Below are 19890 nucleotides of genomic sequence, written 5' to 3'. Positions count from 1 at the left end.
AAACTAAGTAACTATCATGAATAAAAACCGGCGCTGAGAGTACTCTCAGCGCCGGTCCTTTTTATAGGGTATTGAAAATTAAATAACCTTTACAATGAAGTAGCTTTTCTTACCTTTTTGAAGCAGTAAAAACTTGCCGTCAATAAGGTCGCTTTCATTAGCCGTATAGGTGTCATTTACTTTTTCTTTGTTTACAGAAATAGCATTTCCTTTAATTTCCCTTTGAGCCTCACTTTTAGATTTCAGGAAACCTGATTTTTCAGAAAGAAGATCAACGATATTAACTCCCAAAACATCAGTTTTTACAACTTCTTTTTGCGGAACACCGTCAAAAACTTCAAGGAAAATTTCTTCATCAAGGCTTACCAGATCTTCTGCTGTAGAACGTCCGAAAAGAATTTCTGAAGCCTTAAGTGATTTTTCGTACTCTTCTCTTCCGTGTACCCAAACTGTGACTTCTTCAGCCAGTCTTTTTTGAAGTTTTCTTTCGTGAGGAGCTGTTTTGTGCTCTTCAACTAAAGTTTCAATTTCTTCTTTTGCGATGAAAGTGTAAAATTTGATGAATCTCTCTGCATCATCATCAGTAGCATTAAGCCAGAACTGATAGAATTTGTAAGGAGATGTTTTCTTTTTGTCCAGCCAGTAATTTTCTCCGCTTTCAGATTTTCCGAATTTAGAACCATCGGCTTTCGTAATCAATGGAACTGTTAAGGCAAAAGCTTCTCCCTGAGCCTTTCTGCGGATCAGTTCAGTACCTGTAGTGATATTTCCCCACTGGTCAGAACCTCCCATCTGAAGCTTGACATTATTATTTTGGTACAGATGAAGGAAGTCATATCCCTGGATAAGCTGGTAAGTGAATTCCGTAAAACTCATACCATCTGCTCCGCCATCTCCCGAAAATCTCTTTCTAACAGAGTCTTTCGCCATCATATAATTGACTGTGATATTCTTTCCCACATTTTTAGCGAAGTCAAGGAAAGAGATGTTTTTCATCCAATCGTAATTGTTTACCAATTCCGCTTTGTTAGGACCATCACCCTCAAAATCTAAAAACTTCGAAAGCTGGTTCTTCAAACAGTCTACGTAATGAAGAAGAGTCGCTTCGTCCAGCAGGTTTCTCTCTGCAGATTTTCCTGAAGGATCTCCAATCATTCCTGTAGCACCACCCACCAAAGCAATTGGCTTATGCCCATGCTGCTGGAAGTGCGCTAAAATTTTGATCTGGATAAGACTTCCGATATGCAAAGAATCAGCAGTCGGGTCGAAACCAATATATGCAGTAGTTACCTCTTTATTCAGCTGTTCGTCGGTTCCTGGCATCATATCGGCAAAAAGACCACGCCATTTAAGTTCTTCTATAAAGGAATTCATCTATATTTTACTTTAAAATTTTATGGTGCAAAGATAGTAAATTCAGGAGTATGGAGACTAGATGTCACGTGGCAAAAAGTTCAAAGTATAAAAAGGCGTATTTGCTCCCTTGTCTTTTCACTTAAAAAAATTATATTTGTTAATAATGAACGACGAACAGCTATTCCTGCTTATTCAAAAGGCAAAAGAAAAGGACCAGAAGGCCCAGACTAAACTCATCAATATCTTTTGGGTGGATGTTTTTTCATTTGTCATGAAGAAAGTAAAAGATGAAAATGATGCAGATGAGATTACGGTAAATGTTTTTTCAAAAGTGTTGTCGAAACTGGATATGTATGATCCGCATTTTCAGTTTAAAACCTGGATATTAACTATTGCCCAAAATACGGTCATTGATTTCTGGCGAAAAAGAAGCCGCGAAAATCAGGACCCAACCGAAAATCTTGATGAAGTTAAAAATCAGTTTGCCAAATCTCCGGAAGAACTGATGATCTCCAATGAAGAGCAGAAAAAAATCATCAAAACCATAGAGTCTTTAGATGCCAATTATCAGGATATTATCAAACTGAGATTTTTTGAGGAAAAAAGTATCAAAGAAATTGCAGAAGAATTGGGAATCTCTGTTGCAAACACGAAAGTACGGGTCATGCGTGCCAAAAAAGTTCTAGCGGAATTACTTAAGAATAATGAGTTTGATGATAATTAAAAACTAGACACGGATTCTCAGATATAAACAGTTTCCTTCGTTTTTGGAAGGATAATTTTTCTCTGTTCCCTTTGATTGATATTCTGAAGATTAATCTTTAATCCTTTTTTAATGTAAGTTTCCTTTTTGGACTTGCCATATTCTGCGGTATTTTCCACATCTTTTTTGTAATTAAGCTGTCCGGTTGAAAGATTAAAATCCACTTCAATCCAGTAATCCCCAGGTCTTCCACCTTCAGAAGAGTGACCAATCAGTTCAAAATGTCCGTTCTGAAACCTGTATTTATCTGTATTTCCCCATTTCCAACTGCTTCCTCCATAATGCTCTATTATTAAAATTCCATTTTTAATGGCTGTACTTTGATAGGGATCGCCCATCATTCCGCCTGCGCTACTTTCCAAAATGGCATTTCTCGATTTTTCTAAAATTATCCATTTTTCATTAATTTTTTTCAAAATTTGGAGTTCTCTTATTTTCCCAAGTTCACCCTCGTCTTTTGTATTATAAATCATAACTTTTTCAGGAATTTGATCTCCGTCCAGATCACCGTCAACAGTTTCAATAATCTCTGAGCCCGCTGGCTGAAATTCTTTCTGAGCAAAACAAAATGTACTGAAAATAATAGATAGAAAGCAAAATGTCGTCTTCATAGGAAATAGTAAGGTTTAAATTTACGAAATTATCTGTTCTATCAATGCCAGTCTTTGATTGTTTCGATAAAAAAATCCTTAACTTTGAACCTTCAATTTGAGAAATAAATGGAAAATTTAGTTCAAGATACTACCGTTCAAAAACCAAAGTGGATCCGCGTAAAACTTCCTACCGGAAAGAACTACAGGGAACTGAGGACTTTGGTCGACAAATATAAATTAAATACCATATGCCAGAGCGGAAGCTGTCCGAATATGGGAGAATGCTGGGGAGAAGGAACGGCAACGTTCATGATCCTTGGAAATATCTGTACCAGAAGCTGTGGATTCTGTGGTGTAAAAACAGGAAAACCGCTTGATGTGAATTGGGATGAACCTGAAAAAGTGGCCCGTTCTATTAAATTAATGAAAATCAAGCATGCTGTTCTTACTTCTGTAGATCGTGATGATCTGAAAGATATGGGTTCCATCCTTTGGGGAGAGACTGTAAATGCAGTACGAAGAATTTCTCCCGGAACAACGATGGAAACGCTTATTCCGGATTTTCAGGGAATTACAAAGCATATTGACAGATTGGTAGATGTGGCTCCGGAAGTGATTTCTCACAATATGGAAACCGTAAAACGTCTGACAAGAGAAGTTAGGATCCAGGCTAAATATGAGCGAAGCTTAGAAGTACTGAGATATTTGAAGGAAGCTGGACAGAGAAGAACCAAAACCGGAGTAATGCTTGGTTTGGGTGAAACTAAAGATGAGGTTTTCCAGACCATTGAAGATATCAGAAATGCCAATGTAGATGTGATTACAATGGGACAGTATCTTCAGCCTACCAAGAAGCATCTGCCTGTAAAAAAATTCATTACACCGGAAGAATTTGATGAACTGGGAGATTTTGCAAGAAGCTTAGGTTTCAGACACGTAGAAAGTTCACCATTGGTAAGAAGCTCTTATCACGCTGAAAAACATATCCACTAGAAAATACAGCCGCTTCATTTTTGAAGCGGTTTTTTTTATTTAAGTAAGATTTTAGGAAGTCTCTATTGAATACATTTCTTTTAACCACAGAAAAAACAAAGTTTTTTTTAACATTTGGTTATTTTAAGTAAAGAGGTTTTAAAACGAAGATCCTTTAGTTCTTTGAAAATCGAAGATTTTTATATTGACAAAAAGTAGTCGGTTTAGAATTCCCCTCCCGTGGAGGGGTGGCGAAAATTCAAAGAATTTTTGACGGGGTGGTTAAACTCACAGAAAAAAATCTAGTTCCGTATCTCAATATTCCTCAAGTATTTTTTCCTGAATTCAGAAGGCGTTTCACCCGTATGCTGTTTGAATAATTTATTGAAATAGGATAAACTCTCAAAGCCCACCTGAAAGCAAACCTCTGTCACAGAATAATCCTTTAGCAGGAATATTTTTGCCTGATTTATTCTGTAGTTATTGACAAACTCGGTGAAGGTCATATTGGTCTGCTTTTTAAAATAGCGGCAGAAAGCGGGAGTACTCAAGCTGACGATCTTTGCAATTTCATTCACATTGGGTTTTCTGTCATAGTTTCCGTGAATGTAGTCGTAGATGGTTCCCATTCTGATCTTATCGTTCAGAAACCACTTGATTCTGGTATCTTCCTTATTGAGTTCCTTTACTTCATTTGACGAAGCAAGGATCTGAAGAATTTCAATCAATCCTATAAGAGAATCAAAAGAGTTTGTGCCCTTAATATCATGAAGTTTTTCAACGACCGTTTTCTTTGTTTCTCCTGAAAAAGAGAGCCCTAAATAAGACCTTTCCAGAAGTTTTTTAATATTTTCAAACTCAGGAACAGGAAAGATGATATCATGAAGGAAATTTTCTCTCATCTGAAGAACCAATTGCCTGCATTCCGTCTGAATACCATAATCGAAATTAAGATGGGGGACATTGGAGCCTATCAAGAGCAAATCACTTTCTGTAAAACCTGAAATGTCCCTTCCCACGTGCCGGATTCCATTGACCGCTTCCACATACACCAGCTCTATTTCCGGGTGATGATGCCAGAAAAAACAGTTCTTTAAAGAAGGTGAAAAAAGCTTAAAAGATTTCCCTTTCTCAAATTCTATAACCTCTTTCTGAATTTTCATCTTGTTCTCATTTGATTGATTCTGATTTTAAAATTACATAAAAAGGTTAATATGGAGCAAATTTTTATCATTTCAAGAGAAGTGAAAACCAATATTTCTCACGATTTTTGCACTTTCAAAATAAAGGGGTATTACCATTTTTAATTTTACGAAAAAATCACTTACCATTAAATTCGAAAAAGAAGTTTACTGACAATGAAGATTGATAAAAGAATCATACCGCTGGCTATAGGCGGTCTGGGAATCGGAACCACGGAATTTACCGTAATGGGGCTGCTTCCGGATATTGCAAACAGCTTAAAGATCACCATTCCCGAAGCAGGACACCTGATCTCTGCTTATGCCATGGGTGTGGTAATTGGAGCGCCCATCCTTATCGGATATTCCGTAAAATTTCCACCTAAAAAAGTGTTGATGGTCCTGATGATCCTTTTCACTTTGTTTAATGGACTTTCTGCAGTAGCTCCTGATTATACGAGCATGCTGATCATCAGATTTATGTCCGGACTTCCTCACGGGGCATTCTTTGGGGTAGGAACGGTGGTTGCATCACGTATGGCTGGAAAAGGGAAGGAGGCATTTTATATATCCTTAATGTTTACGGGACTCACGGTCGCCAATCTGGTCATGGTACCGCTTGTTACCTATATAGGACATGCTTATCACTGGAAACTTTACTTTGCCATTGTAGCACTGATCGGGCTTTTCGCAATATTGTTTCTTAAATTATGGCTTCCTGCAATAGAGTCCAATCAGGATACCCACTTCCTTGAAGAGTTGAAATTTCTTAAAAATAAACAGTCGTGGCTGGTTTTGGGGATTACAGCAATTGGATTCGGTGGTCTTTTCACATGGTTCAGCTATATTACACCATTGATGACCATAGTTGCAGGCATACAGAGTAACCAGATGGCCTATGTGATGGTTCTTGCCGGGGCAGGAATGGTGGTTGGGAATCTTGCCGGAGGATTTATTTCCGACAGGCTTGGACCTGAAAAAACATGTGCATTACTGATCTTTCTAATGATGATTTCTCTTGCCGGGGTGTTTTTCTTTGCAGAGCATCAGAATATAGCACTTATCCTGACATTCGTTTGTGGAGCATTGTCGATGTCTGTGGCTGCACCTATCAATATTATGATGATGAAAGCTGCTCCTAAAAGTGAAATGATGGCTGCTGCATTCATGCAGGCTGCTTTTAATATCGCCAATGCAATGGGGGCTTTCCTTGGCGGAATTCCTTTAGAATATGGGTTTTCATTCAAATATCCTTCGCTTGTAGGGGTGGGGATGACGTTTATAGGTCTTGCGATAAGCCTCAGATACAGATATCTCTACGGAAAAGAAACTCCCGGTAAAGATGATACTGCTGTGGATTGTATACCTTGCGATAAGTAATTAACAGAATATGATGCAGATTTTCGTGCCGTCAATCTGTTGTTTCATTTTAAAAAGAAAAATATTGGTAATCTTTAATCAAGGTTAAAGATTGCTCATTCACTGATACAGAAAAAGAGACTTGATTCATCAATTTGAACCAAGTCTCTTTTGTTATAAGATCATATTATACTTCTACCTCATTGCCGTTTTTACACCAGTAAAGGGCGTTGTATAAGTTTTCTTTAGGAAAAGATTTGAACTCTCCAGGCATCAGAACACTGAAGATATCTGTAAAGTTCTGTACGGCTTCTTTATCCGTAACAATAGCTGCACGATTCCATTTTGTAAGATTTTTTAATCCTAAAAATGCATCTTCAAGCCATGCCCCCATGGTAAAATTATCCAGATCAGTATCCAAATACAATAGGTAATTCAGCTCGCCAAACTGTTCTACTTTTTCTTTTACATGTGGTATGACAAGGTTTTCAAAATCTTCTTTGGTTATTTCTCCTGTTGCATTGAATGCGGCAACATTATCCGGAGCTTCTGGAATAATCGTTATCATACTTAATATTTTTAATGGTTGGATTTAAACTGGGTACAATAATTGCACCATAAAATGATAATAAATCGTTAAAATACGTGTAATTACTACTTTTTCTAATATAATATTCAATTATGGATCTAAAATCAAATGAACCTTTCTGGCTGTTAAAGAATGGGCTGATAGCATCTTATCCTTCCATGAAGTCCAATGAAGAATGTGATGTATTAATTATCGGAGGCGGTATTACCGGAAGTCTTATCGCTCATCAGATGATCAGCGATGGATACAAAACGATCCTGATTGACAAACGTGAGATCTGTAACGGAAGTACCTCTGCGACTACCTCCATGCTTCAGTATGAAATAGATGTTCCCCTTTATGAACTCACCGAAATGATAGGAGAAAAAGGAGCTGTGGAAAGTTATAAAGCTTGCTCCGAGGCCATAGATACCCTGGAAAAACTGTCAAAACAAATTAGGTCTGATGCTGGTTTTAAACGAAAAAAATCACTGTATTTTGCTGCAAAAAAGAAAGATGTAAAGTGGCTTAAAGAAGAATATAAAGCCAGAAAAGATGCCGGATTTAATGTAAAATGGCTCGAAGCAGAACAAATTACAGAACAGTTTGGATTTGAAAACACCTATGGGGGAATCCTGTCAAAACAGGGAGCGAGTATTGATGCTTTTAAATTTGCTCATGAACTGTTCGAACATAATGTAAAAAAAGGACTGAAAATATTTGATAAAACTGAAATGACAAATGTGAAATATCATAAAGGTTTTAATCTTATGACAACAGACAGTGGGTATCATATCAAAGCAAAAAAAGTGATTTATTGTATAGGCTATGAAAGCAAGAACCTGCTGAAGGAACACTTTGTTGATCTGAAAAGCACTTTCGCGATCGTTTCAGAAATTGATGATGACAAGTTTAAAAACATCAGCAGTACATTGGTTTGGAATACCGATGATCCTTACATCTACATGCGTACAACAGACGACGGAAGGCTTCTGATCGGTGGTGGAGATGAAGACTTCAATGATGCCGGTAAACGTGATGCCCTGCTGGATAAAAAAGAAAAGGAAATTCTTAAAAACCTGAAAAAAATAAAACCTGACTATCATTTCTATACAGATTTTGTCTGGGCCGGAACTTTCGGTGAAACCAAAGATGGATTACCCTATATTGGAGAGCATAAAAAATTTAAAAATTCTTATTTTGTCTTGGGCTTTGGAGGAAATGGAATTACTTTTTCCATTACAGGAATGGAAATGGCTTCCGTTTTTATGAAAAATAAAAAACACCTCCTGTCTGAATATTTTAAATTCGGGAGATAAAAACCTGAGGGCTTCGGGTGCCTCTGCCCCCAAGTGTAGATTACAATTGAAATGGATATTGAGACGAAAGTAAGGCTTCGGCACCCGAAGCCTTACTTAACAGATTGTTCAATGAATTTATTTAGAGCTGTAGCCGTTCGCTTTTGCCTGCTCCATGATTGATCTTTCAATTGCTTTTCCCAGATCGTCGGAATCTGCATTACCCCGTTTTTTCATTTCGGTTTCAATATATTCCTGACGCTTTCTGGAAAGCTGTTCAATTTCTTTTTGGATCTTTCCACGTTCTGCAGATTTTACAGCCACTGCTTTTTTGATTTCTTCCTTACTCTTACCTTTCAGTTCAGCAGGAAGGGCATCATCTTTTACAGTAGCGATGAAACCTGCATCTTTTTCAGCTTTGTCGACAAGATCCCAGTGATCGTTTTTATAAGCATTTTTCTTAGACTTAGCTACGGTTCTTTCTACGTAATTGGATACCGACTGGACTTCTGCATTTCTGTCTTGAGCAGCCTGTTTTTGTTTGTATTCAGAGCCATGGCTTCCATAAAAAATGTAGGTGTCATTCAGTTTTGCATTATATTCTGAAATCCTCACGTCATAAGGTGTTTCAATATAGATCACTTTTCTGTCGCTGTCGATATTAAAATATTTGCCTCCTCCCAAAACGGCTCCATTCTGCCAGAAAGTTTGGGTTCCTTCCTCTCTGCTGCCACAGAAAATGGTATTTGTATAGATGTTTTTATTTTTGGCTTTTGCGATCACTTCTTTGTAATTCACACGACCCTGATCAAAAGGCTCATTACCTGCAATATAAATGAGTTTCATGCTTTTTTCGTTGCCATCCCAGTTCAGATTCATCGAAGCATCGCGGATTACAGCACCACAGTATTCACTGCCTCCATTGGTTCTCAGTGCAAATAATTTCTCCGAAACCAGATCAAGATCCTGGGTAAGTGGAGTAACCTGACGAATGTAATTATCATCACGGATACCGTCGTTTCCATATTCATAAAGAGCTATTTCTACCTGTGGAGCCTGTCCGTTATACTTCAGTGTGGTTAAAGTATTGACAATATTCCACAATCTTGATTTGGCCTGATCAATGAGCCCGTCCATACTGTTGGAAGTATCCAGAAGAAGGGCCACCTGGATTTTATTATCCTTTGCCGGCATTGGAATCTCAGGGACGGAGGCATTTTGTACCAATGCTGTTCTGTCTGATGTTGAGCTGTTTGCACAGCCGGTGTTTGAAAAGCTGCCGGAGCTTAAAAAAGCGGTAACGGCTGTCAGTGCTAAGATTTTTAAAGTAGTCATTGTATTATTTTTTTTAGTTATCTGCTGTAATATTGAATCTGCATTTCTTTCGGATACTTCACTTCATAGGACAAACTGATCTTCTCGGAACTTCCGCTGCCTATATTTCTGTTCCAAAGAATACTTCCCGTTTTTTCATCAAGACTTCCGTTTCCAATTTCTAAAGCTTTAACCAGAATTTTAGAATTTTCGCTGATCGGAAGCTGATCGAGGATTTCCAGTTCGATACTTTCTTTTGTGTTGTTTCTGATACTGATCTGGAAGGATTCAGTTTCCCATTTATTACTGTTAAAGTTTTTCTGAGAAGTTTTGTCTTCAAGTTTGATCCTTTTTACGGTAATTCTTTCATCTACACCCAGAGAGATTGGGAATTCGTCTTTTACATAATTGCTGGCGATATTGGTTTTTCCGATGTAATTATCTTCAAAATAAATATTGGCCTCTCCGGAGATCAGATTAAGATTCTGCCAGCTTTTAATAAATGCCATAAGGAATACCTGATTGTTCAGTTTTGGAACTGTATGGTACTTATACGTGGCATCAATCCGTTTTTTATCAAGGATTACATACTGCTCTTTTTCCTGGCTTAGAATGGTTTGGTTATAATTAAGTTCATAAATTATGTTCATCTGACTGTCCGAAACAGTTGCTATCGGAATCTGACTTGGTTTAACGACAGCGTCTTCTCTCATCTGATAAGAATTCACTTCTTTTGCAGTTGTTTTCAATTTGTAACTTGCTGTTTCTGCCTGAGCATTATAAGCGGTATATTCCGCAACATAAAGTGGAGAGAGAATCGGTCTGTCCTGATTGTAGGAAGGTCTGTATGTGGAAACAAAAAGCTTTACATTTTTCCAGTCCTGTCCTGTTTTCTGATAAATCTTTCCTTTATAAACCATTTCAAGCGGTTTCTTTACCGATTCTGCGCGCAGATCGTAAGATGGGATCCATCCCGCATCAGAAACAATATAGCTGATTCCTAAATTCAGAAGAGTTTCATTATCAGCAAGGATCTCAAGAAGAAGTTCTTTTCTGTTCGTATTCTTGTTGGTGTGCTCTTCTGCAAATTGATTGGTGATTTTATTGATCCCTTCATCTAAAACTGTTTTTTGCTCATTCAAAACAAAAACCTGGTTATCAATCTCCAGCATTCTTTTTCTGTAAAATTCAGTCAGCTTGATCAGCTGTTCCTGCGGGGTAGATTTATCGTTGGCAGAGATCTTTAAATTATCATTAATAATATTCTGTTCGCCGGTCAGATTCTTGATTTGAATATTCAGTAAATTAACCTGTCTCTGTAATTTTTTTCTTTCGTCATCCAGTTTTTTTTCTCCCTCAGATAAATCTTCATCTTTCAAAAAGTTATTCTGTGGGGTTATGGAAAGAAGAGTTGTGTTTTTTTCAAGATTAATTTTGTAGGTATTTTCATCCAGATTGTTGGGGAGATTGATGATTCTCACCATATTTCTTCCTTTCTGAAGGGTGACGGCTGTGCTTCCGAAAACTTTGGCACCCTGTAGGAAAACGGTAGCCTGTTTTACCTCAATTTCTTTTTTGATTTCCTGTGCTCTTAAAAAGGAAACAGAAAATGCGATGAGTAGTAATAAATAACGTTTCATAGTGTATTATTTTAAATTCCTATAGTAAAATTACCTGTATTAAAGGGTGAAAAACGGGAGACTTGGTGAAACCTGACTTTCACTTGGTGAATTGAAAAATCAGAGTGGAAAAAGAAAAACAGCCCTTTCGGACTGTCTTTTAAATCTGTTAATTCTAAAGGATTTCGTATCTCGTTTTGATGCTGTATTTCAGCTTGATATTCTCAATATTGTTAAAAGAAAAATCTACCGGGGCATCTGCCGCTTCAAACTGCATATTTCGGACACTGCTTTTGTAAGCTACGGGAAGAACCATATCACTGGTGTAGTCTTCAATTTCGATGATCTCAATAGGAGCACCCGTCTTTTTACCCATACTTTCCAACAGATAATCTGCCTTTTCTTTTGCTGCTTTTAAAGCATTGATTTTAATGGTTTTTCTGAAGTCTGCAATTTTGGTGTTTTTTACTTCTGCGACGTTCAGGCTGCTTACCCATTTCTGATTAAGGTCTTCAAATATTTTGCTGATATTCGCTTTTGTGCTGGCTTTGAACTGATAGCTTTTCGTGAATTTTCCGTTTTTAGCGTATATATTCTGATACATCGATTTAAACTTGATGTCCTCGTTCTTTACGCCTGCGTTTTTTAATGTTTCAAACAGCTTCTTTTCATTATCAGCCAGATCATTCTTGTTATCTGCTTTGATGCCGATGCTGAAGATGATCTCATCCGGTTCCACTTCCATTTCTGCAATACCTGTTACTTCAATTGCATTTTTCTTTACTTCCTGTGCATTTACAAAACTTCCCAGGGTAAAGATTCCGATCAATAAAAAATGTCTCAATTTCATAATTTCTTGTTTTAAATTCTGAAGTAAAATTACTGCGATCTGAAACCCGAAATGGAGAGACTTGGTGAAATGAGGTTTTCACTTGGTGGATCATAAAAAAAAGGGCCATTTCTGCTGAAATGGCCTGTCCAATAGGGTATGGATGTTATTTTGAAACTGTTTTAAAGATACAGATCTGCTACTTTTAATAGAAATGGCTGATCTTAATGTTTATCAATATGTTTTTGAGATAAAAAATAAACCTTTGAAATTTTATCATCTTTGATTTCATAAATTGCTGTTGCCTCTGTCCGTATTCCAGGTCTTTGACCTGTAATGTTTTCTTTGTCGACTATGTATCGATCATTCACGATTCTCTGTGTAATCTCACAGTGAAGATCTGGGGTAGTACTGAATAGATTCACATAGATTTTTCTCATAGCCTCCTTTCCTTTACTGATCAGTTTTGAAGGAAATATATAAAGCTCTACGTCCTCTGCATAAGGTTCCATAAAAGCATCAATATTTCTGGCATTATAGCCGTTTACCTGTTGCTGAACCAGCTTCTCAGGTGTATTTTGTACAATTCTTTTCACATCGATAGGCATTCCGTTTCTGAAGATGGCACTAATATCACTAAGGTTGCCCAGATTTTCAACAGGATTGGAATTCAATACAACAAGATCCGCTGCTTTTCCCACTTCAATACTGCCAAAGTCCTTTTCCTTATTAAGAATTTTAGCAGGATTGATTGTTGCCGACTGAAGGATCTGCCATTCGGTCATTCCACTTGCCTTCATCGCTTTAAGTTCTGCCATAAATGATGATCCATGCTGAGTTCCTATATTTCCTGCATCGGTACCTGCAGCAATCGTTACGCCTCCATCAGACAGTTTTTTGAGATTGACTCTTCTGATAGAATCCATTTTTGAAATATAAGCTTTTACTTTAGGTGTATTAAATCGTGTTTTAAGCTTATTGAGCATGGCAGAATCCGAGGTTTGTGTAAGATGCTTAAGATCATACATAGAACCAATGCTTTCAGGATTGGAGTTTTCCAGCTCATAGGTATCGTAGACTATTTTTTGACCATAAGTATCATAATAATGATCCATTACCGTAAGGGTAGGACTTACAATGACTTTTTTTGATTTTAAAAGCTTTACAAAATCATTGGAAATAATCTCATCTTCTATATTATGTACAAGATAATCAGCTCCGTTTTGTACGGCGGTTTCCGCGGTGAAGCGTTCTGTAGCGTGAACAGCTACTTTTAAATTATTTTTATGAGCTTCGTCAATCACTGCTTTTATGGCTGGTTCCAGTTTCTTGGTCTGCTCTTTCTTTTTATCAGCATCACCTGTTACGATATACCATATTTTGATAAAGTCAGGTTTGTAGGGAAGCTGTTCCTGTACCAGCTTTTTTGCATCATCAATAGAAGTCAGCAGCCTGAAAGGTTCATCTTTATTAAGGTTTTTAAAAACTTCAGGTTCATAAGTCGTAATAAGAGGTCCCGACATATAGACTGATGGCAGACGTATATTTTCTTGTAAAGAGTCTCTAAGCTTTAACAAATTGTAGGTAGCTCCGGGATCAATGACTGAGGTAATTCCCATTTTAAGATAACGCTGAAGAAGATCTTCCATCTGGTTGTGACTCCATCTGATTTCCTTTTCGTAAGGAACATGTTTTCTGAGATCAAGGGCATCAGGTCTCGCATACAAGCCGCCACTCTGAAAAAAGTGTACATGAGAATCGGTCATCCCCGGGATCAGATATTTACCTTTGCCATCAATAACATGGGAATTCTGAGGAATTTTGATCTGCCTGCTGGGCTTTATTTCTATAATGGGTTTTCCTGAAAAAACCACTGTCTGATCCGGAACCAGTTTTTTGTGAATAACATCCACGACAGTTACATTTTCAATATAGATCTGCGAATGATAACTGTTGACAGAAAAAATGAGTATCATCCACAGGTGGAATGTTTTCTTCATAATAATATTTCTTATGGTTAGTACAAATATAAAGAAAGCTTATGTGTTCCCTCTTACATAATTTTCAGAACCGTTTAAAAATGAAGACCCTGATTCTTTGATCAGCTAAACTGGGTGAAATGAGGCTTTGACTTGGTAAAGAATAGAAGAGGATCCCTAAAGTTTTACTTACTTTGCATTAAAGATCTGAAATCCGTGAAATTATTTTTTAAAATACTCTTTATCTTCATTCTTGCTGCAGGAAATTTCTGTACAGCACAGGATTCTACGCGGGTTACCCATGCCAATAAATCTGTGGCAAGGTTGAAAAAGGCAGTAGACAATAATGATAATAAAGGAGTTGCAGACACGTATGTAGGAATAGCTAATGATTACTTTAATCAAGGGAATTACGCCAAGAGTGAAGAGTTTTTGGTTAAAGCCAGAAACATTTACAAAAACCTAAACGATAAAAAGAATCTGGAATCTGTCACCCGAAAAATCGCCCAGTCACAGGAAAAACAGAACAAAATAAATCCGGCTATCAGCAATTACAGTATGGCAGCCGAGATGAGCTACACGGAAAAAAGCAGGGCAGTGAATTCCAACGATGCCGCAAGACTATCTTCACCTACTCCTGAGCAGAAAGCGGATGCCATTCAGGATAATATCAATATAAGCCTTAAAGGAAAAGATAAAGGTGACCTGGCAGCAAGTTACAGTCAGATGGCCGATGTCAATATACAGCAGAAAGACATTCCAAGAGCTGAAGAAAATCTGAACAGTGCCTATGCAATATCCAAAAAAGAAGCACCTCATCAGGCTTTGGAAATCAATCAGAAACTGACTAATTTCTATGTTGAAAACAGAAATTTCGAAAAAGCCATTGAAGCTAAAAAGAAAGTACTGAAAGAAGACTTTGTAAAAGAAAATTCACAGGAAAAAGTCAACCAGATTCAGGAACTGGCTGATATTTATATTAAAAAAAATGATCCGGAAGAAGCTGTAGTATTATTAAAAAATGCCTACGGAATAGCTCTTGAAAAAGGACATACACTGGAAGCACAAAAAAGTGTAAAAAGACTTGACAGTCTTTATGATAAAGCAGGCAATACCGATGCGTCAGTTTCGCTGTACAGAGATTTTCTCGGGAAACTTCCTGATCTTGTATCTAAGGACAGAAGTTTGATAGACAATAAAATCCTGGAAGATACAGAACAGAGAATTTCACAGCTCGAAAAAGAAAGAGAGCTGAAAGACCAGCTGATCCGTAAGAAAAATGTCTTTAATTACAGTCTGATAGGAGCTCTTATCCTGCTTACAGGACTTGTAATCTTTATTTTCAGAACACTGAAGAAGGTACAGATTAAAAATAAAAAGATTGCCCTTCAGTCGCTGCGACGCGAAATGAATCCACATTTTATATTTAACAGCTTAAACAGTGTCAATCATTTTATAGCTACGAATAATGAGTTGGAAGCTAATCAGTATCTGACAAAATTTTCAAAACTGATGCGGGGGGTGATGGAAAACTCAGCTGAAGATTTCATTCCCTTTCAGCAGGAACTGGATCTTCTTCAGAATTATCTTGCCCTCGAAAAAACACGTTTTGCGGATAAATTCGACTACGAAATTGATGTAGATGAAAGCCTGAATATGCAAAGCCTGAAAATTCCGGGAATGCTCGTTCAACCGTTCCTTGAAAATGCGGTCTGGCATGGACTGCGTTACAGAAGCGATAAAGGATTTTTGAAATTAAGTTTTAAAAAAGATGGACCCTATCTAAAAATCACTGTTGAAGACAACGGAATAGGCATCGAAGAAAGTAAAAAACAGAAGACGCATCATCAGAAAACAAGAGAAGGGCGTGGAATGAAAAATACTTTGGAAAGGATTAAGCTGCTGAATGATTTATACCATCAGGACATACAATGTAAAGTCACAGATAAAAAAGATGGAATGGGGGTTTTAGTAGAAATTGGTTATAAAAACTCTAATATTTAGAAGTATTCTTTGTGTTTTTATTAGTTTGTTTTGTTTTTCTGTATGTGCCGTCGCAACTCATAGTTCGGGAGGATCCTGCGCTTACTTTTCACAATATTTCTTCCTCTGTACAACTATTCAGATTAGGTATTGCGGGCAGTATGCTTTGTTATATTGCATTTACTTTGCTTCCTTTAGTTTTGTATAGATTACTGAAAGATGTCAACGGCACCTATGCAAAGTTGATGGTCATTCTTGCACTCATAAGTGTTCCCATTTCATTCATTAATTTACAGAATAAGTTTTCCGTGCTTACCATTATTGAAGGAGCCGGTTATCTAAAAACATTGAATGCAGAACAGCTGCAGTCTCAGGTGATGTTTCTGTTGAACACTTACAATAAAGGAATTTTAATTGTTCAGATCTTTTGGGGGCTTTGGCTTTTCCCGTTCGGTTATCTGGTTTATACATCTGGGTTTTTACCAAAGATTTTAGGTGTTTGTTTAATGCTGGGATGCTTGGGATATGTAATCAATGTATTTTCGAGAACTGTTGTTCCTGACTTTTCAGATTATACTATAGCGGATTATATAACATTACCGGCTTCCATTGGCGAAATTGGAATTTGTTTGTGGCTGTTGGTCATGGGAGTGAAAAACAAAAAGACAGGACCTGTACCAATAGATTAATTTCTGAAAACAAAACTATTATGAATAACTCAAGAAAATTTGAAGATGTCAAAGTAAACATTAAGATAATACTTTCCGGTCTTTGGGCCTCTGTCACATTATGTTATCTCTATGGTGACTATTTTGAACTTTACGTACCACAAAAAGTGAAAGGGCTTGTAGAAGGAATAAATTTGCTGGATTCTCCCTTCAAGCTTTTCTCAGCTGCATTTTTGCTGTCACTTCCTGCTCTAATGGTATTTTTATCCCTTATTTTGAAACCTCAGATCAACAGAATACTCAATATCGTTTTAGGTGTTTTTTTTACTGTAGTGATGTTGCTTATAGCAGCTACTTCATTAAGTTCATGGCGTGCATTTTATGTTTTTCTGGCTTTGTTGGAAAGCCTGATCACTATACTCATTGTTTGGCATGCATGGAAATGGAAACGGGTATGAGGAAAACATGTGGCTGAGTTTTATGTTTCAAAATGGTAGTATAAGCTAAATATTTTTTACTTTTACCTGAATACCTGGATATTTTACCCCAGATTAAAAGAAAGATGAAGAAGTATTTATTGATATGGATCGTACTGCTTGCAGGAATTTTGCACGGACAGGAAATCGATAGCAACCGGTTTGAGAACATAGTGAAAAGCTTAAAGCTTGACAAAACCGCAATCAAAGGAGAATTCTGTATGGAAAAGAAAATGCCCAATGCAGAAGATTCATATATTGCTGTAATACCCGTTCTTCAGGGTAAAGAAGAGGAAGACTTCTTTGTGGTCCGTAACTATATTGTGATCACAGATGAAAACGGAAGCATCAAAAATAAGTATTTTGATCCGGTCGAAATTACCTCCGATGCTGTGATGGTAAGAAGTATAACCATAGATACCGGATTGTATAATATCGCCGGTGGGATCCGCGCTTTTGGGATAAAAGTGAACGTTAAAAACGGCAGCCAGCCCAATCCTTATTCTTCAGAAACAATCTCACTCTATTATCCGCAGGGAGATACACTTAAAAAAGTATTGAATACCTTTGAACTGAATACTTACAGTGCAGAGTGGGATACCCGTTGTACCGGTGAATCTGACGACGATCAGTCGGTGATTATGATGGATAAAACGAAAACAAACAGTTTTACCGATCTTAAGATCAAAACAGTATCCGTCAACAGAAAAACGAAAGAAGTAAATGGAGACTGTAAAGAAGATGAAACCTCAAAAACCTTCTATCACATTTTAAAATTTAAAAACGGGAAATACCAATAATCTACAGCCTATTAACTGCCACCTGTAACCTGATCAAAATGAAAATAAAATCCGTAATCGTAGACGATGAGATCATTGCAAGAGAAGTTCTCAGAAATTATATAACGAAATACTGTCCGCAGATAGAACTTGTAGGAGAAGCGGAAAACATCAAAGAAGCCGTTCCTTTGATTGCTGAAAAACAGCCTCAATTGGTCTTTCTGGATGTAGAAATGCCTTTCGGAAATGCCTTTGATGTGCTTGAAGCTACCAAAGAATTTTCCTATGAAACCATTTTTATCACAGCATTTTCGCAATATTCATTACAGGCACTTAATAAATCAGCCAGTTACTATATCTTAAAACCAATTGATATTCAGGAGCTAATTCTGGCGGTCAATAAAGTGGCAGAAAGTCTTGAAAAAAAAGAAGAGCTCAACCGGAATAAAATCCTCCTTGAAAATTTAAAACTAAAGCCTGAAAAACAGCAACTGATTCTGCCAACACTTCAGGGATTTGATGTAGTAAAAACAGAAGATATTTTAAGGCTTCAGGCAGATGGAAATTTTACACAGGTTTATCTTACCGACGGTTCAAAGAAAATGGTATGCCGCTTCCTGAAACATTTTGATGATCTCCTCGAAAATCCTTTTGTAAGGGTACACCGTTCTCATATCATCAATGCCGGATTTGTAAAATCGTATCATAAAAGCGGGACTGTTATGCTTACTGATGACACTGAAATTGAGGTTTCCGGCAGTTTTAAAGACAATTTTCTTAAAGTTTTTTCGTAGAATTTATTCTTCCTTAACAGCGGAAAGGCATTATTTTTGAAGTTTTCAGGGCAGTCACAAAAATAATCCCATTATGAAAACTCTTCAGAAAATTGCTATTCCGGTTACTTTAGGTGTTTTAGGTCTCATGCTTTACAGTTCCTGTTCTGGGGGAATTCCAAGAGGTGCAACAGCAGTAAATAATTTTGATGCTAAAAAATACCTTGGAAGATGGTATGAAATTGCCCGTTTTGATTACAGATTCGAGAAAAATATGGACAATGTCACCGCCGAATATTCTGAAAATCCCGATGGCTCCATCCGTGTCAAAAATAGAGGATATGATTATGTCAAAAAAGAATGGAAAGAATCTGTCGGAGAAGGCAGATTTGTAAAAGACAAAACCGATGCCCGTCTGAAAGTTTCATTTTTCAAACCAATCTGGGCCGGATATAACGTTATTGATATAGACGAAGATTATCAGTATGCTTTAGTAGCAGGAAGCAGTTTAAAATATTTATGGATTCTGTCAAGAACAACTTCTATTCCCGAAAGTATCAAACAGCGTTTCATCGAAAAAGCAAAAAAGATAGGCTACAATACCGATGAATTGATCTGGGTGAAACATAATTAGGATTCAAGAACCATGATTTTAGGTATTGGATTCAGATATCAGCCATCAGATCTGCCACTGATGGCTTCGAACTGTCTCTACTACAGGATATGTGTAGTTTATTTAATGCTGCTTAACCTCCTACACTCACAACTCGTAACATACAGTTACTCTGAATTCCTCCAACTTTCCGAGGATCAAACCCCGGAAAACTCTTTCCATTCCTCAAAACGCTGATCTATCTGAGGTTTTATCAGATCATAGTTTTCGAAAGTGTCTTCTACATGATAAAAAGATTCGTATTCGAAATCATTTTCTTCTGCTTTTCTGTCAAAAGTCTCTGAATAATCATCTGCAAATGAATTGAATTTTTTTCCAAAGGCTGTATCATCATTGTAATAGGCCTTTGCAAAACCATTACCCAGGTCATTAAGATCATGTGAGCTGAATTTTTCATCACATACATCCATCAGGAATTCACCTCCGGTCATCTCCCGTCTTTTTACGCTCTGAAGTTCATCCTGTGAATCTTCTGATAACTCTTCCGATATCAGATTATTGTGGATGCACCATGTGAGGAACATTCCGATATGGGTAGCTGCATTTTCATCTGGTAAATTTTCCGGATATTCTCCGCCATAGTGCCAGGAAGCATCATCATATTTTGCCATTGCCGAATAATTATAGTTTTAAACAGTATCAGCCAAAGATAGAAAAAATCATTTTATGTTGTAGCAGCCGTAGATTTTTACGTCATTTGCAGGACA

19 protein-coding genes are annotated in these 19890 nt (G+C 37.2%); 10 read left to right on the top strand and 9 right to left on the bottom strand.

The window, feature by feature from the left end; all coding sequences use genetic code 11:
* Positions 1 to 78 precede the first annotated feature (78 nt).
* Positions 79 to 1374: a tyrosine--tRNA ligase gene (gene tyrS / locus IW16_RS06495; protein ID WP_034741249.1), complete on the bottom strand. Its 1296-nt coding sequence runs from the start codon at positions 1372 to 1374 to the stop codon at positions 79 to 81.
* 145 nt (positions 1375 to 1519) lie between these two features.
* Between tyrS and IW16_RS06490 the strand changes: the two genes are divergently transcribed.
* Positions 1520 to 2080, top strand: a complete 561-nt coding sequence (locus IW16_RS06490) for an RNA polymerase sigma factor (RefSeq protein ID WP_034741246.1) — start codon at positions 1520 to 1522, stop codon at positions 2078 to 2080.
* A gap of 17 nt (positions 2081 to 2097) precedes the next feature.
* On the opposite strand, the gene IW16_RS06485 is transcribed toward IW16_RS06490, so the two are convergent.
* Positions 2098 to 2730 (bottom strand): hypothetical protein, encoded by a 633-nt coding sequence (locus IW16_RS06485; protein ID WP_034741242.1) that lies wholly within the window; start codon positions 2728 to 2730, stop codon positions 2098 to 2100.
* Positions 2731 to 2838: 108 nt separating this feature from the next.
* Here IW16_RS06485 and lipA point away from each other — a divergent pair, with 108 nt between their 5' ends.
* Positions 2839 to 3705, top strand: a complete 867-nt coding sequence (gene lipA, locus IW16_RS06480) for a lipoyl synthase (protein WP_034741239.1) — start codon at positions 2839 to 2841, stop codon at positions 3703 to 3705.
* A gap of 281 nt (positions 3706 to 3986) precedes the next feature.
* Here lipA and IW16_RS06475 read toward each other — a convergent pair whose 3' ends face one another.
* Positions 3987 to 4847 carry an AraC family transcriptional regulator gene (locus IW16_RS06475; protein ID WP_034741236.1) on the bottom strand — a complete coding sequence of 287 codons (861 nt, stop codon included), beginning with the start codon at positions 4845 to 4847 and terminating at the stop codon, positions 3987 to 3989.
* Between the two features lie 195 nt (positions 4848 to 5042).
* Here IW16_RS06475 and IW16_RS06470 point away from each other — a divergent pair, with 195 nt between their 5' ends.
* Entirely contained in the window at positions 5043 to 6245 is a 1203-nt protein-coding gene (locus IW16_RS06470) for an MFS transporter (RefSeq protein ID WP_175550375.1), read from the top strand.
* Positions 6246 to 6411: 166 nt separating this feature from the next.
* Here the strand turns inward: IW16_RS06470 and IW16_RS06465 are convergent, their stop codons facing one another.
* Positions 6412 to 6792, bottom strand: coding sequence for a SpoIIAA family protein (locus tag IW16_RS06465; RefSeq protein ID WP_034741231.1), 381 nt, complete (start codon positions 6790 to 6792; stop codon positions 6412 to 6414).
* A gap of 113 nt (positions 6793 to 6905) precedes the next feature.
* Between IW16_RS06465 and IW16_RS06460 the strand changes: the two genes are divergently transcribed.
* Positions 6906 to 8111, top strand: a complete 1206-nt coding sequence (locus tag IW16_RS06460) for an NAD(P)/FAD-dependent oxidoreductase (protein ID WP_034741228.1) — start codon at positions 6906 to 6908, stop codon at positions 8109 to 8111.
* 117 nt (positions 8112 to 8228) lie between these two features.
* On the opposite strand, the gene IW16_RS06455 is transcribed toward IW16_RS06460, so the two are convergent.
* From IW16_RS06455 to IW16_RS06440, 4 genes are all read right to left on the bottom strand, one after another.
* Complete coding sequence (locus tag IW16_RS06455) at positions 8229 to 9425, bottom strand: vWA domain-containing protein (RefSeq protein WP_034741225.1); 1197 nt, start codon at positions 9423 to 9425, stop codon at positions 8229 to 8231.
* A gap of 17 nt (positions 9426 to 9442) precedes the next feature.
* Entirely contained in the window at positions 9443 to 11044 is a 1602-nt protein-coding gene (locus IW16_RS06450) for a DUF4139 domain-containing protein (RefSeq protein WP_034741223.1), read from the bottom strand.
* Between the two features lie 154 nt (positions 11045 to 11198).
* Positions 11199 to 11873: an SIMPL domain-containing protein gene (locus tag IW16_RS06445; RefSeq protein WP_034741219.1), complete on the bottom strand. Its 675-nt coding sequence runs from the start codon at positions 11871 to 11873 to the stop codon at positions 11199 to 11201.
* 203 nt (positions 11874 to 12076) lie between these two features.
* Positions 12077 to 13852, bottom strand: a complete 1776-nt coding sequence (locus IW16_RS06440) for an amidohydrolase family protein (RefSeq protein WP_034741216.1) — start codon at positions 13850 to 13852, stop codon at positions 12077 to 12079.
* Positions 13853 to 14047: 195 nt separating this feature from the next.
* Between IW16_RS06440 and IW16_RS06435 the strand changes: the two genes are divergently transcribed.
* The 6 genes from IW16_RS06435 (at position 14048) to IW16_RS06410 (ending at position 19144) form a co-directional block, all read left to right on the top strand.
* Positions 14048 to 15835 carry a tetratricopeptide repeat-containing sensor histidine kinase gene (locus IW16_RS06435; protein ID WP_228376915.1) on the top strand — a complete coding sequence of 596 codons (1788 nt, stop codon included), beginning with the start codon at positions 14048 to 14050 and terminating at the stop codon, positions 15833 to 15835.
* An 11-nt stretch (positions 15836 to 15846) separates the two neighbouring features.
* Complete coding sequence (locus tag IW16_RS06430; RefSeq protein ID WP_034741213.1) at positions 15847 to 16503, top strand: DUF4386 domain-containing protein; 657 nt, start codon at positions 15847 to 15849, stop codon at positions 16501 to 16503.
* Positions 16504 to 16523: 20 nt separating this feature from the next.
* Positions 16524 to 16940 carry a DUF6326 family protein gene (locus tag IW16_RS06425; protein ID WP_034741210.1) on the top strand — a complete coding sequence of 139 codons (417 nt, stop codon included), beginning with the start codon at positions 16524 to 16526 and terminating at the stop codon, positions 16938 to 16940.
* A 104-nt stretch (positions 16941 to 17044) separates the two neighbouring features.
* On the top strand, positions 17045 to 17758 hold the full coding sequence (locus tag IW16_RS06420) for a PA3715 family protein (protein WP_034741207.1): 714 nt from the start codon (positions 17045 to 17047) through the stop codon (positions 17756 to 17758).
* Positions 17759 to 17796: 38 nt separating this feature from the next.
* Complete coding sequence (locus IW16_RS06415; RefSeq protein ID WP_175550376.1) at positions 17797 to 18531, top strand: LytR/AlgR family response regulator transcription factor; 735 nt, start codon at positions 17797 to 17799, stop codon at positions 18529 to 18531.
* Between the two features lie 73 nt (positions 18532 to 18604).
* On the top strand, positions 18605 to 19144 hold the full coding sequence (locus tag IW16_RS06410; protein ID WP_034741201.1) for a lipocalin family protein: 540 nt from the start codon (positions 18605 to 18607) through the stop codon (positions 19142 to 19144).
* A gap of 176 nt (positions 19145 to 19320) precedes the next feature.
* Here IW16_RS06410 and IW16_RS06405 read toward each other — a convergent pair whose 3' ends face one another.
* The gene (locus IW16_RS06405; protein WP_034741199.1) at positions 19321 to 19794 is read right to left on the bottom strand and encodes a DUF7832 domain-containing protein; all 474 of its coding nucleotides are present in this window, start codon (positions 19792 to 19794) and stop codon (positions 19321 to 19323) included.
* Between the last annotated feature and the right edge of the window lie 96 nt (positions 19795 to 19890).

The organism is Chryseobacterium vrystaatense, from assembly GCF_000737765.1.
GTDB lineage: Bacteria > Bacteroidota > Bacteroidia > Flavobacteriales > Weeksellaceae > Chryseobacterium > Chryseobacterium vrystaatense.
Note: the sequence above shows the minus strand (reverse complement) of the source record. Positions and strands in the feature narration are given on the sequence as shown.

Bases quoted from the DNA above. Each gene is read 5' to 3' on its own strand.
- IW16_RS06465 (WP_034741231.1), bottom strand. From the start codon at position 6,792: ATGATAACGATTATTCCAGAAGCTCCGGATAATGTTGCCGCATTCAAT.
- tyrS (WP_034741249.1), bottom strand. From the start codon at position 1,374: ATGAATTCCTTTATAGAAGAACTTAAATGGCGTGGTCTTTTTGCCGAT.
- IW16_RS06415 (WP_175550376.1), top strand. From the start codon at position 17,797: ATGAAAATAAAATCCGTAATCGTAGACGATGAGATCATTGCAAGAGAA.
- IW16_RS06440 (WP_034741216.1), bottom strand. From the start codon at position 13,852: ATGAAGAAAACATTCCACCTGTGGATGATACTCATTTTTTCTGTCAAC.
- IW16_RS06455 (WP_034741225.1), bottom strand. From the start codon at position 9,425: ATGACTACTTTAAAAATCTTAGCACTGACAGCCGTTACCGCTTTTTTA.
- IW16_RS06420 (WP_034741207.1), top strand. From the start codon at position 17,045: ATGAAGAAGTATTTATTGATATGGATCGTACTGCTTGCAGGAATTTTG.
- IW16_RS06470 (WP_175550375.1), top strand. From the start codon at position 5,043: ATGAAGATTGATAAAAGAATCATACCGCTGGCTATAGGCGGTCTGGGA.
- lipA (WP_034741239.1), top strand. From the start codon at position 2,839: ATGGAAAATTTAGTTCAAGATACTACCGTTCAAAAACCAAAGTGGATC.
- IW16_RS06410 (WP_034741201.1), top strand. From the start codon at position 18,605: ATGAAAACTCTTCAGAAAATTGCTATTCCGGTTACTTTAGGTGTTTTA.
- IW16_RS06485 (WP_034741242.1), bottom strand. From the start codon at position 2,730: ATGAAGACGACATTTTGCTTTCTATCTATTATTTTCAGTACATTTTGT.
- IW16_RS06475 (WP_034741236.1), bottom strand. From the start codon at position 4,847: ATGAAAATTCAGAAAGAGGTTATAGAATTTGAGAAAGGGAAATCTTTT.
- IW16_RS06450 (WP_034741223.1), bottom strand. From the start codon at position 11,044: ATGAAACGTTATTTATTACTACTCATCGCATTTTCTGTTTCCTTTTTA.
- IW16_RS06445 (WP_034741219.1), bottom strand. From the start codon at position 11,873: ATGAAATTGAGACATTTTTTATTGATCGGAATCTTTACCCTGGGAAGT.
- IW16_RS06405 (WP_034741199.1), bottom strand. From the start codon at position 19,794: ATGGCAAAATATGATGATGCTTCCTGGCACTATGGCGGAGAATATCCG.
- IW16_RS06460 (WP_034741228.1), top strand. From the start codon at position 6,906: ATGGATCTAAAATCAAATGAACCTTTCTGGCTGTTAAAGAATGGGCTG.
- IW16_RS06490 (WP_034741246.1), top strand. From the start codon at position 1,520: ATGAACGACGAACAGCTATTCCTGCTTATTCAAAAGGCAAAAGAAAAG.
- IW16_RS06425 (WP_034741210.1), top strand. From the start codon at position 16,524: ATGAATAACTCAAGAAAATTTGAAGATGTCAAAGTAAACATTAAGATA.